The 13,951-nt window shown below is 68.7% G+C and carries 5 protein-coding genes and 1 tRNA gene; 5 read left to right on the top strand and 1 reads right to left on the bottom strand.

The window, feature by feature from the left end; genetic code table 11:
- Window positions 1-57 precede the first annotated feature (57 nt).
- The 5 genes from FZ025_RS06370 to FZ025_RS06350 all read left to right on the top strand — a co-directional run bounded on the left by FZ025_RS06370 (window position 58) and on the right by FZ025_RS06350 (window position 12,086).
- Complete coding sequence (locus tag FZ025_RS06370) at window positions 58-2,412, top strand: GH92 family glycosyl hydrolase (protein ID WP_046978978.1); 2,355 nt, start codon at window positions 58-60, stop codon at window positions 2,410-2,412.
- A 508-nt stretch (window positions 2,413-2,920) separates the two neighbouring features.
- Window positions 2,921-6,055, top strand: a complete 3,135-nt coding sequence (locus tag FZ025_RS06365; protein ID WP_046978977.1) for an alpha-1,4-glucan--maltose-1-phosphate maltosyltransferase — start codon at window positions 2,921-2,923, stop codon at window positions 6,053-6,055.
- Window positions 6,052-9,411 (top strand): maltose alpha-D-glucosyltransferase, encoded by a 3,360-nt coding sequence (gene treS / locus FZ025_RS06360; RefSeq protein WP_046978976.1) that lies wholly within the window; start codon window positions 6,052-6,054, stop codon window positions 9,409-9,411. Before FZ025_RS06365 ends, treS begins: the two co-directional genes overlap by 4 nt.
- Window positions 9,408-11,594: a 1,4-alpha-glucan branching protein GlgB gene (glgB, locus tag FZ025_RS06355; RefSeq protein ID WP_104558547.1), complete on the top strand. Its 2,187-nt coding sequence runs from the start codon at window positions 9,408-9,410 to the stop codon at window positions 11,592-11,594. The genes treS and glgB overlap by 4 nt, the downstream gene beginning before the upstream one ends.
- Window positions 11,595-12,010: 416 nt before the next feature.
- Window positions 12,011-12,086 (top strand) — tRNA-Ile (locus tag FZ025_RS06350).
- 501 nt (window positions 12,087-12,587) lie between these two features.
- Here the strand turns inward: FZ025_RS06350 and FZ025_RS06345 are convergent.
- Complete coding sequence (locus FZ025_RS06345) at window positions 12,588-13,604, bottom strand: IS30 family transposase (RefSeq protein ID WP_158185509.1); 1,017 nt, start codon at window positions 13,602-13,604, stop codon at window positions 12,588-12,590.
- Window positions 13,605-13,951: the final 347 nt, after the last annotated feature.

Raw genomic sequence — 13,951 nt, 5'->3', positions numbered from 1 at the left:
ATGCATGGCGGCTTTGTGGTATCCGTTCGTTGGACCGATTCGACCCGGGGAGACGCCATGCACAACACCTGGACCAGGCGCGCGGCCGCCGCGCTGCTGCTGGCCGCCGTGTGGCCGGCCGCGCACGCCGCCACCCAGCAGGCTGCAGCCAGTCCCGGCGAGCGCGCGGTCGCCGCGGTCGATCCGTTCATCGGCACCGGCGGCGAAGGCCATACCTATCCCGGCGCCACCGTGCCGTTCGGCATGGTCCAGCTGAGCCCGGACACGCGCATCCAGCCGCGCAAGGACGCCTACGGCTGGGCCGCCGGCTACCGCTACGACGACCGCAGCCTGGTCGGCTTCTCGCATACGCACTTCTCCGGCAGCGGCCATTCCGACCTGGGCGACGTGCTGCTGATGCCGATCAGCGGCGCGGTGCGGCTGCAGCGCGGCGATCCGGACATGCCCGGCAGCGGCTACAGCGCGCGCTTCCGCCACGCCGACGAGCGCGCCGAACCCGGCTACTACGCGGTGACCCTGGACGACTACAAGGTGCGCGCCGAACTCACCGCCAGCGCGCGCGCCGGCGTGCATCGCTACACCTTCCCCAGGGGCCAGCCGGCGCACGTGCTGCTGGACCTGCGCACCAGCCTGTACGACTACCCGGGCAAGATCAGCTGGTCGCGGCTGCGCGTGCGCGCCGACGGCACCGTCACCGGCTTCCGCGAGACGCGCGGCTGGGCGCCGGGCCGGCAGCTGTATTTCGCGCTGCGCTTCTCGCAGCCGCTGCGCGGCCACGCCTTGCACAACACCGAGCAGGACATCCCCTACAAGGGCTTCCCGCCACCGGGCGACACCGATCCGGCGCAACGCGCGCAGATCGAAGGCCGCCAGCTGGTGGCCAGCTTCGACTTCGGCGCGGCCGTGCGCGAGCCGCTGCTGGTGAAGCTGTCGATCTCGCCGGTCAGCGAGGACAGCGCCATCGCCAACCTCGACGCCGAGGTGCCGGGCTGGGACTTCGACGGCGTGCGCCGCGCCGCCCGCGCGCAATGGGCGCAGGCGCTGGGCGCGATCGAAGTGGACGCACCGCTGCAACAGCGCACCCAGTTCTATACCGCGCTGTACCACAGCCTGCTCGGCCCCACGCTGTTCATGGACAGCGACGGCCGCTACCGCGGCCCGGACAACGCGGTGCACCAGGCGCAAGGTTTCACCAACTATTCGACGTTCTCGCTGTGGGACACCTACCGCGCGCTGCATCCGCTGCTGACCCTGGTGCAGCCGCCGCAGCGCACCAACGACATCGTCAACTCGTTGCTCGCGCATCGCCGCGACAGCCCGTACGGGGTGCTGCCGGTGTGGTCGTTCCAGGGCCTGGAGACCTGGTGCATGATCGGCTACCACGCGGTGCCGGTGATCGCCGACGCCTACATGAAGGGCATTCGCGGCTACGACACCAACGCCGCGCTCGAGGCGATGGTGGCCAGTGCCGACTACGGTCCCTACGACGGCATCGCCCAGTACCGCGAACTGGGCTATGTGCCGATCGACGAGGAAGCCGAGGCCGCATCCAAGACGCTGGAGTACGCGTTCGACGACTGGACCATCGCGCGCATGGCGCAGGCGATGGGCCGCACCGAGGTCGCCAGCGCATTCGGCAAGCGCGCCGGCAACTGGCGCCACGCCTTCGACGCCAGCACCGGCTTCATGCGCGCGCGCAAGCGCGACGGCCGTTTCCGCGAGCCGTTCGATCCCAGCGCCAGCGGCTACGGCAGCGACTACACCGAAGGCAACGCCTGGCAGTACTCGTGGTACGTGCCGCAGGACGTGGCCGGCCTGGCCCGCGCGCACGGCGGCGTGGACACGCTGCTGGCGCGGCTGGATCAGGTGTTCGAGGCCAAGGTCGATCCCAAGGTGTTCGAGCACATGGAGGACATCACCGGGCTGATCGGCTGGTACGCGCACGGCAACGAACCCAGCCACCACGTCGCCTATCTGTACGCGTATGCCGGGCAGCCCTGGCGTACCCAGGCGCGGCTGCAGCAGATCATGCGCAGCCAGTACGCGGCGCGTCCCGACGGCCTGGCCGGCAACGACGACCTGGGGCAGATGTCGGCGTGGTACGTGTTCACCGCGCTGGGTTTCTATCCGGTGGCGCCGGCCAGCAACCAGTACATCATCGGCCGCCCGTTCCTGCCGCACGCCACCCTGGCGCTGCCCAACGGCAAGCGCTTCAGCATCGTCGCCGAGGGCCTGGACGAGGCGCATCCCTACATCGGCCGCGTCACCCTCAACGGCCGCCCGCTGGAGCGCGTCTTCCTGCGCCACGAGGAAATCATGGCTGGCGGCGAACTGCGCTTCACCCTGCAGGCCGAACCGAACACCGCCTGGGCCGCGGGCGGGGCTGCGCGCGCCTATTCGATGAGCGAATAAGCCAGCGTCGTAGCGTCGTCGTGGCATGTTGCCGCGACGACGATAGCCGCACCGGTGCGGCCGCTGGCATCGCCTCCGGCATTTCGCTGCCGGCGAAGAGGCCTGCCTGCGGATGCAAGCCGTCGCAAGCGCGTGAACGGACGATGACGTTAAAGCGTCGGCGGCGCTTTGGTGCGGCACGTAGTTCTTCGCCAACGCCCATGCCGCGTTGCTGCGTCGGCGTTGTGGCGACCGCTCGGCCGACCTCCGCCGCCAACCGATGTATGCGCGCATTTAATGCCATGAACACATTTCATTGGCATCGGCTGTGGTCTTGTGGCGCTGTCGCATCGCCTCGAGCGCCATGGGCGCCCCGGCGCCGAATCAGATTGCGGAGGCTGATGCGGATGCGGCACAGCGTGCAGGCGCATTCCGTCTCCGTCTTGTGCGACGGTCGATCCGCGCTGCCGACGGCGATCGGCGCGGTCCGGATCGTGCACTCCCCATTGACGCCGAACGGGATATCCGAATGCATGTCTGCCTGCTGTCCCCCTTGACCAGCCACGATGCGGTCGCGCTGGAGGCGGCCATGGCCGCCGCGCAGGCCAACGGCTGCGACCATGTGCTGCTGCCCAATCCGTTCGCGCAGGATCCGCAGGGGCGGCTGGCGGATCCCGCTGCCGACGATGCCGCCGACGACACGCAATTGCGGCAATGGCTGGCGCTGGCGCAGCAGCACGGCCTGAAGCTGCTGATCGATCTGCGCATCGACGAGATCGGCGGCGGCAGCCGCCTGCTGCAGGAACATCCGCACTGGTTTCGCGCGCGCAGCTCGGCGCTGCCGGATCCGCGCACGCAGCGCGGCACGCCGGAGATCGCGCAGGGCCGCTTCGCCTACGCCGAAGAGGGTGCGGGCCTGGCGCACTGGTGGAGCGTGCGTCTGCGCGACTGGCTGCGCAGCGGCCTGGCCGGCTTCCGCGTGCTGCAGCCGCAGCGCGTGCCGGCCACGTTGTGGCGCAGCCTGATCGCCAATGTACAAGCGCAGATGCCTGCGGCGACATTCCTGGCCTGGACCCCTGGCCTGGGCCTGGAGGCCTTGCGCGGACTGCACGGCGCCGGCTTCGATGCGGCGTTCTCGTCGCTGGCCTGGTGGGACGGACGCGGCAGCTGGTTCTTCGACGAGGACGTGGCGCTGCGCAGCCTGGCGCGTCGCGTGGTCGCTACCATCGATCCCGACGCGCCTTCGGATGCGCCACCGCCGCTGCAGCGCACGCAGCGCGTGCGGCTGGCTGCTGCGTTCGGCGATGCCTGGGTCATTGCTCAACCCACCGCAGTGCCGGTGCCGGCCGACACCGATGTCGACGAAGTGCCGACCATCCCGGTCGATGCCGCACACGCCCTGCGCCTGCGCCCGCTGCTGCGCGACGGCGCGCTGACCGCGGTGGCCGTGGAACCGCTCGGCGCCGCGCCCTGGCTGGTGCTGCTCAACAGCGACCGCGACCACCTGCTGCCGGTGCCGGGCTCGGCGCTGCTGCGCCTGCTCGGCGACAGCGAATCCCTGCTCAGCGACCAGGGCGAGCCGATCCAGGGCGATCAGGGCGGCACCCTGGAAGCCGGCGAAGTACGGATCTACCGCAGCGTGCCGGCGCGTTCGGTGCTGGCCGCGGCGCGTGTACGCACGCCGGCCGAGGTCGCCGCCGGCGCGGCGCGGGTCTGCATCGAAGCGGTGACGCCATCGGTCGACGACGGCCGCTTCCCGGTCAAGCGCAGCGTCGGCGACCGCATCTGCGTGGAGGCCGATGCGTTCTGCGACGGCCACGACCGCATCGCGGTGGCGCTGCTGTGGCGGGCCGCCGACGCACGCACCTGGTCTAGCGCGCCGATGCGCGCGCTGGGCAACGATCGCTGGCGCGGCGAATTCCCGTTGGAGCGGCTGGGCCGCTACGAGTTCCGCATCGAGGCCTGGCGCGACGTGTTCGCCACCACCCACGCCGACCTGGAAAAGAAGCGCGCCGCCGGCACCCTGCTGCCGGTGGACGTGCAGGAAGCACTGGCCCAGGTCGAGGCGGCGCGCGCGCGCAGCCGCGGCGCGCTGGCCGCACGGCTGAAGGCGATCGTGGCGCGCATTACCCGCAGCGATGATCCTGCAGCACGTGCGGAAGTCCTGCTCGAACCGGGCACCGCCGAGGCCATGGCACGCGCCGACGACAAGCCGTTCCGCACCGAATACCCGATGACCTTCCGCGTCGAGGCCGAGCGCCGCGGCGCGCATTTTTCCAGCTGGTACGAACTGTTTCCGCGTTCGCAGAGCGGCGACCTCGCGCGCCACGGCAGCTTCGACGACGTCATCGCGCGCCTGCCGCATATCCGTGCGATGGGCTTCGACGTGCTGTACATGCCGCCGATCCATCCGATCGGCGAGAAGAACCGCAAGGGCCGCAACAACGCCGTCACCGCGCAACCCGGCGAACCCGGCAGCCCGTACGCGATCGGCTCGGCCGAGGGTGGGCACACCGAGGTGCATGCCGAACTCGGCGGGCTGGACGGCTTCCGCCGGCTGCGCGCCGCCGCCGCCGCGCAGGGCCTGGAACTGGCGCTGGATTTCGCGATCCAGTGCGCGCCGGACCACCCGTGGCTGCGCGAGCACCCGGACTGGTTCACCTGGCGCGCCGATGGCTCGATCCCGTACGCGGAGAATCCGCCGAAGAAATACCAGGACATCGTCAACGTCGATTTCTACGCCAGCGGCGCGGTGCCGGAGCTATGGAACGCGCTGCGCGACGCGGTGCTGTTCTGGGTCAACGAAGGCGTGCACCTGTTCCGCGTCGACAACCCGCACACCAAGCCGTTCCCGTTCTGGGAATGGCTGATCGCCGAAGTGCGCGGCCGCCATCCGCAGGTGGTGTTCCTGTCCGAAGCCTTCACCCGGCCCAAGCCGATGTACCGGCTGGCCAAGGTCGGCTTCTCGCAGTCCTACACCTACTTCACCTGGCGCCAGCACAAGGCCGAACTGCAGGCCTACATCGAAGAACTCAACGCCGGCATTCCGCGCGAATGCTTCCGCCCGCATTTCTTCGTCAACACGCCGGACATCAACCCGGTGTTCCTGCAGCAAAGCGGCCGCGGCGGTCATCTGATCCGCGCCGCACTGGCGACCACGCTGTCCGGCCTGTGGGGCATGTACCAGGGCTTCGAACTGTGCGAGGCCACGCCGCTGGCGCCGGGCAAGGAGGAATACCTGGATTCGGAGAAGTACCAGCTACGCGTGTGGCCCGAGCGCGCGCCCGGCGACATCGTCGACGAGATCACCCGCCTGAACCTGCTGCGGCGCCAGCACCCGGAGTTGCAGTCGCACCTAGGCACGCGCTTCTACCTGGCGCACAACGCGCAGGTGCTGTATTTCGGCAAGTTCCTCGACGAAGCGCACCTGGCGCGCAGCCGCAGCCTGGTGCTGGTGGCGATCAGCCTGGACCCGCACGTCGCGCAGGAGGCGCAGATCGAAGTGCCGCTGTGGGAGCTGGGCCTGCCCGACCACGCCAGCGTCGCCGTGCACGACCTGTGGGACGGCCACGCCTTCGCCTGGCACGGCAAGCAGCACACCATTCGCCTCGATCCCTCGCGGCCGTTTTCCCTATGGCGTCTCCGCGCCGGAGCCACTTCATGAATGCTGCAGTTCCATTGTCCGCCGACAGCCAGGCAAGCCCGCTGGTGCGCGACGCGCTCTGGTACAAGGACGCGATCATCTACCAGGTGCACGTCAAGTCGTTCTTCGATTCCAACGACGACGGCATCGGCGATTTCCCCGGCCTGATCTCCAAGCTCGACTACATCGCCGACCTGGGCGTGGACACCATCTGGCTGCTGCCGTTCTATCCCAGCCCGCGCCGCGACGACGGCTACGACATCGCCGAATACATGGCGGTGCACCCGGACTACGGCAGCATCGCCGACTTCGAACGGCTGGTGGCGCAGGCGCATGCGCGCGGCATCCGCGTGGTCACCGAACTGGTGATCAACCACACCTCCGACCAGCACGCCTGGTTCCAGCGCGCGCGCAATGCGCCGGCCGGTTCGCCGGAGCGCGATTTCTACGTGTGGTCCGACAGCGACCAGGACTACGCCGGCACCCGCATCATCTTCTGCGACACCGAGAACTCCAACTGGACCTGGGACCCGGTCGCCGGGCAGTACTTCTGGCACCGTTTCTACTCGCACCAGCCGGACCTGAACTTCGACAACCCGGCGGTGCTGGAAGCAGTGCTGGAAGTGATGCGCTTCTGGCTGGACCTGGGCGTGGACGGGCTGCGCCTGGACGCGGTGCCGTACCTGATCGAGCGCTCCGGCACCTCCAACGAGAACCTGCCCGAGACCCACGCCATCCTGCGCCGCATCCGCGCCACGCTGGACGCCGAATATCCCGACCGCATGCTGCTGGCCGAGGCCAACATGTGGCCGGAAGACACCCAGCAGTATTTCGGCGAGAATGCCGACGAATGCCACATGGCGTTCCACTTCCCGCTGATGCCGCGCATGTACATGGCCATCGCGCGCGAGGACCGTTTCCCGATCACCGACATCATGCGCCAGACCCCGGAAATTCCGGAGAGCTGCCAGTGGGCGATCTTCCTGCGCAATCACGACGAGCTGACCCTGGAGATGGTCACCGATTCGGAGCGCGACTACCTGTGGCAGACCTACGCCGCCGACCGCCGCGCGCGCATCAACCTGGGGATTCGCCGGCGCCTGGCGCCGCTGCTGGAGCGCGACCGCCGCCGCATCGAGTTGATGACCTCCTTGCTGCTGAGCATGCCTGGCACGCCGGTGCTGTACTACGGCGACGAGATCGGCATGGGCGACAACATCCACCTCGGCGATCGCGACGGCGTGCGTACGCCGATGCAGTGGTCGATCGACCGCAACGGCGGCTTCTCGCGCGCCGACCCGGCCGCGCTGGTGCTGCCGCCGATCATGGATCCGCTGTACGGCTTCCAGGCGGTCAACGTCGAGGCGCAGCAGCGCGACCAGCATTCGCTGCTGACCTGGACCCGGCGCATCCTGTCGGTGCGCAAGCGCTACCGCGCGTTCGGTCGTGGTCAGCTGCGCTTCCTGTATCCGGGCAACCGCCGCCTGCTCGCCTACCTGCGCTGCCACGAGGACGAGACCGTGCTGTGCGTGGCCAACCTGTCGCACACGCTGCAGGCGGTGGAACTGGACCTGTCCGAGTTCGAAGGCCGGGTGCCGGTGGACATCATCGGCGGCGGCAGCTTCCCGCCGATCGGGCGCCTGACCTACCTGCTCACCGTGCCGGCGTTCGGCTTCTACGCGTTCCAGCTGGTCGGCAACGCCACCCTGCCGGACTGGCACGTGCCCGCGCCGATGCCGCTGCCCGACTACCAGACCCTGGTGCTGCGCGGCGCGGCCGATGCCGACGCGCTGCTGCCGCACCTGGACACGCTGGAGCGCGACATCCTGCCGGCGTGGCTGTCCACGCGGCGCTGGTTCGCGGCCAAGGACCGCGCGCTGCGCGGCGTGCGCATCGCCCGGCGCACGCCGCTGCCCGGCAGCGACGGGCTGACCCTGCTGGAGATCGAAGCGGAGCTGGAGCACGGCCAATACGAGCGCTACATGCTGCCGCTGGGCATCGTCTGGGACCGCGAACAGCCCAGCGTGCTGGCCGAACAGCTGGCGCTGGCGCGGGTGCGGCATGGTCGCGAAGTCGGCTACCTCACCGACGGCTTCGCGTTGCGCTCGCTGACCCGCACCACGCTGGCTGCGTTGCGCGACGGCGCGGTGCTGGCGATCGACGGCGAGTCGCACGCCGGTGCCGATGCCGCGCCCGAACAGATCCGTTTCTGCGCCATCCCGGCGCTGGCCGCGGTCGAGATCGCCGACGATGCCGAGATCCGCTGGCTGTCGGCCGAGCAGAGCAACAGCTCGCTGATCGTCGGCGACAAGGCCGTATTCAAGCTGCTGCGCCGCGTCTCCGCCGGTGCTAATCCCGAGATCGAACTCGGCGCGCGCCTCACCGCGATCGGCTACGCCAACGCCGCGCCGTTGTTCGGCCACGTCACCCGGGTCGATGCGCAGGGCGGCGAGACCACGCTGGCGCTGCTGCAGGGCTTCGTGCGCAACCAGGGCGATGCCTGGCGCTGGACCCTGGACCACCTGGCGCGCGGCGCCGAGGAATACGCCGCCGCGCAGGACGAGGCCGCACGCCACGAGAGCGTGGCCGGCTACGACGCCTTCGCCGCCGTGGTCGGGCGGCGTCTGGCCGAACTGCACGACGCGCTGGCGCAGCCCACCGACGCCGCCGGGTTCGCGCCGCAGCCGGTGGACGCCGTGGTGGCGCGGCAGGTGGTCGCCGGCGTCGAGCAGCAGGTGCAGGCGATGTGGGACACGTTGTCCGCGCATCGCGACGGCAGCGAGGATGGCGCCGAGCGCGTGGCGGTGGACGCCTTGCTCGCGCAGCGCCCGCGCCTGGACGCCTGGCTGCGGCAGGCGCCGGCCTTGCTCGACGGCGCGCTGCTGACCCGCGTGCACGGCGATTTCCACCTCGGCCAGATCCTGGTCGCGTTCGACGACGTGGTGCTGATCGATTTCGAAGGCGAGCCGGCCAAGTCGCTGGAAGAACGCCGCGCCAAGTCCAGCCCGCTGCACGACGTGGCCGGCTTCCTGCGCTCGCTGGACTACGCCAGCGAAGTCTCCGCCCGCGGCGAAGAGGGCACCGCGGCGCGCGCCGGGGTCGGCCTGGACACCGCGCTGGACGCCTTCCTGTCCGCATTCCGCAGCCGCGCCAGCGCCACCTTCCTGGCCGCCTACCGCCAGGTGCTCGACGCCAGCCCGCACCCGTGGGTGGCGCCGGCCGCTTTCGAAACCACCACCGTGTTGTTCCTGACCGAGAAGGCCAGCTATGAAATTCGCTACGAGGCCGCCAATCGTCCGGCCTGGATCATGGTGCCGATACAGGGACTGCTGCGCATACTCGAGCGCTTTCCCGCGCCCGAGGAGGCGATGCGATGAGTGATGCCGGCCACACCTGGGACGAGGCGACGCTGCGCGCGTTCGCCAACGCCCGCCACGGCGATCCGTTCGCCGTGCTCGGTGCGCACCGCATCGGCGACGCGCGTGTGCTGCGCAGCCATCTGCCCGGCGCCGAGGCGGTCACCGCGGTGCTCGACGACGGCCGCGAGCTGCCGCTGCAGGAAGGCCCCAGCCCCGGCTTCTTCGCCGCCACGCTGCCCGACGACGGCTGCTACCGGCTGCGCATCCGCTGGCCCGGCGGCGAGCAGGACACCGAGGACGCCTACGCCTTCGGCCCGCAGCTCAGCGATTTCGACCTGCACCTGATTGCCGAAGGCCACCACTTGCAGCTGGCCGACGCGCTGGGCGCCAACGTGGTCGAAGTCGATGGCGTGCGCGGCACCCGCTTCGCGGTGTGGGCGCCCAACGCTACCCGTGTGGCGGTGATCGGCGACTTCAACAGCTGGGATGCGCGCCGCCACCCGATGCGCCTGCGCCACCAGGCCGGCGTGTGGGAGCTGTTCGTGCCCGGCGTCGCCGCCGGAGCGCACTACAAATACGCGCTGCGCGGCCCGCGCGGCGAAGACCTGCCGGCCAAGGCCGACCCGGTCGCGCGCCGCGCCGAACTGGCGCCCGGCACCGCCTCGATTGTGGCCGATCCCACCCCGTTCCAGTGGCGCGACGACGCCTGGATGGCGGCGCGCGCGCGCCGCCACAGCCCCGGCGCGCCGCTGAGCGTGTACGAGATCCACGCCGGCTCGTGGATGCGCGCCGACGACGGCAGCATGCTCGACTGGGACGCGCTGGCCGAGCGCCTGATTCCCTACGTCGCCGACATGGGCTTCACCCATATCGAACTGATGCCGGTCACCGAACATCCGTTCGGCGGCTCCTGGGGCTACCAGCCGCTGGGCCTGTTCGCGCCGACCGCGCGCTTCGGCTCGCCCGACGGCTTCGCCCGCTTCGTCGACCGCTGCCACCGCGAGGACATCGGCGTCATCGTCGACTGGGTGCCGGCGCATTTCCCCACCGACGCGCACGGCCTGGCCCATTTCGACGGCACCTCGCTGTACGAACACGCCGACCCGCGCGAAGGCTTCCACCGCGACTGGAACACGCTCATCTACAACCACGGCCGGCGCGAAGTCTCCGGCTTCCTGATCGCCAGCGCCCTGGAATTCCTGCAGCGCTACCACGTCGACGGCCTGCGCGTGGATGCCGTCGCCTCCATGCTGTATCGCGACTACAGCCGCGATGCCGGCGAGTGGGTGCCCAACATCCACGGCGGCCGCGAGAACTACGAGACCATCGCCTTCCTGCGCCGGCTCAACCAGATCGTCGCCGAACACGCGCCGGGCGCCATCACCATCGCCGAAGAATCCACCGCCTGGCCCGGCGTCACCGCCGACTTGGCGCATGGCGGCCTGGGCTTCAATTACAAATGGAACATGGGCTGGATGCACGACAGCCTGCACTACATCGAACTGGACCCCATCTACCGCCGTTACCACCACGGCGAACTGACCTTCAGCATGGTCTACGCGTATTCCGAGCGTTTCATGCTGCCGATCTCGCACGACGAAGTAGTGCACGGCAAACGCTCCCTGCTCGGGCGCATGCCCGGCGACGACTGGCAGCGCTTCGCCAACCTGCGCGCCTACCTCGGCTACATGTACACCCACCCCGGGCGCAAGTTGCTGTTCATGGGCTGCGAAATCGCCCAGCCCACCGAGTGGAACCACGACGCCGCGCTGCCTTGGCACCTGCTCGACGACCCACGCCACCGCGGCATCCAGCGCCTGGTCCGCGACCTCAACCGCCTGTACGCCGAACACCCCGCGCTGCACGCCCGCGACGACGACCCCGACGGCTTCGCCTGGGTCATCGGCGACGACGCCGGCAACAGCCTGTTCGCCTACGTGCGTACAGCCCAGGGCAGCGACGCCCCACTGCTGGTGGTGGCCAACCTCACCCCGCTGCTGCACCACGGCTACCGCATCGGCGTCCCGCGCGGCGGCCGCTGGCGCGAACTGCTGAACTCCGACGCGGAGATTTACGGCGGCAGCAACGTCGGCAACGGCGGCAGCGTGCGCACCGACAACGTCGGCGCCCACGGCTACCCGACCTCGCTGGCGCTGACCGTGCCGCCGCTGGGGGTGCTGGTGTTGGGGTTGGAGGATTGAGGGGAGGGCGCTTGCGCGCTTAGCGACGTCGCGTGCGCGGCCAGCGGCGCCGCCGTATCGGCCGTCGACACGGTTGCCGATGCGCGCCGACGTTCTGCCGTCGGGCGATAGGGGAAATAGCCGACTTCGGCCGTTGTGGGAGGGGCTTCAGCCCCGACGCGCGGTCCCGGCCCATTGCCCGGGCTGAAGCCCGCCCACACACGGGAGACCAGGGATCATAGCAATAGCAATCGGGCGATTCGCTACCTCCTTAGCCACGGCGCATGCGAGCCAGCAGTGCGCGCATCGACAGCCCCAAGAAGACACAACCCACCGCGGACGCTAAACTCACGCCCGCCTCGGCGCCTTCCTCTGCATGCACGCCAGAGGCGCCAAGCCGGCGGCCGACGCATCGCCCGCCCGCTCCGGACGCTTCCGGGCCTATAGCTCAACGGTTAGAGCAGAGGACTCATAATCCTTTGGTTCCAGGTTCGAATCCTGGTGGGCCCACCAGACGCATCCTGGCCCTGTTTCTTGGATCTTGCGTCTACAGCGTTGCCTCGGGGCACTTCCGATCTTCGGCATGCGCGGTTTCCTTTTACGTGGGGTTTCGCAGGCGGCTAGGAGCGCGTGCTGGCGCCGGAGCGTTACTGGAAATGCGGTAGACGATCGATTGCGGGGCGGGAAAAGCCGTGCACAAAGACCGCATGCGTGGCAGGGCCACAACTGCGCGCGACATAGCTGGCTTCCAAAAAAAGCTGTCGCCACCAAGAATACTCTTTCACTCATATTTAACATTTATCAGATAAATTCTAAGCAGACGGTCAAACCGTCGGGGAGCTTGACTATTACGTCTGTTCGCGGCGTCGCCGCGAGCACGCCGTTATTTCAACTGGAAGGAACCACGCAATGAAGAGAGGGAACGTTCTTGGCCTAGTCATAGGCACCATCCTTGTGGCTGGAACCACAGCGGCGACTTTGGCTTACGCGGGGGGGGGGGGGTGGAGGGCGGTCTCAAGAATCAAGTGCAACACGTGATTTGAAGGCGAGGATTTCCTTCTCCATGGCCGCTGCCGGCGTGGCCCAGCCTAATGTCTGGCGAGGACGCCCATTCATCAGCTTGGCGACGTGATTGAGGTACTCCTGGCTCGCTTGCGACAAGTCCACGCCCTTGGGCAGGAACTGGCGCAGCAGGCCATTGGTGTTCTCGTTGCTGCCCCGCTGCCACGGCGCATACGGATCGGCGAACCACACGTCGATGTTCAACCGTCGCATCAGCTCCTCGTAACAGGTCAGTTCCGTTCCGCGGTCGTAGGTCAGGCTCTCGCGCAGGAAGGCCGGCAGCTTCTTCATCTGGCGAGTGAAGCCTTCCAGCGCGGCGTCCGCGGTGCAGCCATCCATCCTGCACAGCACCACGAAGCGTGTCTTGCGCTCGACCAGCGTGCCCACGCAGGACCGGTTGAACGCGCCCTTGATCAGGTCGCCCTCCCAATGCCCCGGCAGCAGGCGCTGTTCCACCGCTTCGGGCCGATGCACGATGCGCAGCTCCTCCGGTACCCAGGTGCGCGCCGCTGCTGTGGTGCGCCTGCGGCCTCGCGTGGGCTTGCTCTGGCGCAATGCATCGACCAGGGCCTGCTTCAGGCCGCCGCGCGGATGCGCGTAGATGGCCGCGTAGATCGTCTCGTGACTGACCCGCTGGCTGGCGTCGTCTGGATGCATGTCCCGCAGTGTGGCCGCGATCTGCTGCGGCGACCAGCGATCGAACACAAGACGGTCGTGGACGAACTCGAACAGCACCGCGCCCGCGATCAGCCTGCGTGCTCGTACGCTGCGCGATCGCCGCGATCGATACACCAGGGCTGCCGCATGCGCCGAGTACACGCCGCTGTCCAGACGCCGGATCTCGCGGCTCAGCGTCGATGCGCTACGCCCCAGGCGGCGACCGATCCCACGAAGACTCGTTCCCCGATCGCGTTCGACCTGAAGCACCGCGCGTTCCTCACTACTCAGATGACTGTACTGTCTTCCCATCGCAACACCCTACGCTCTGTGAGGTGTTGCACTTGGAAGTTGAGTCTGCCGTGTACGCCCACTAATTGCTATGTCTGGGAGTCCGCCCCGCCCGGCTGGGGAAGTGGCGGAAGCGGCTCCGGCAGCTATGACAACACCCAAACGTATGGGCAACCGGACCCGCAAGCTGTGTGCGAAGACCTCACCGCCAACCCAGAACCGAACTGCAATGTAAATAGTCCGCCGCCCTTGATTCAGAACGGATGTGGAACGTCTTCTCTAGACGTACCGGACTTTCTCGTTTCGTTCACGAATTCAGTGAGTGCGGCATCGTATGGCGGAATCTTTACAGCGGCTTGCAACAAGCA

This window comes from Xanthomonas hyacinthi (assembly GCF_009769165.1).
In the GTDB taxonomy this organism is placed as follows: domain Bacteria; phylum Pseudomonadota; class Gammaproteobacteria; order Xanthomonadales; family Xanthomonadaceae; genus Xanthomonas_A; species Xanthomonas_A hyacinthi.
Note: the sequence above shows the minus strand (reverse complement) of the source record. Positions and strands in the feature narration are given on the sequence as shown.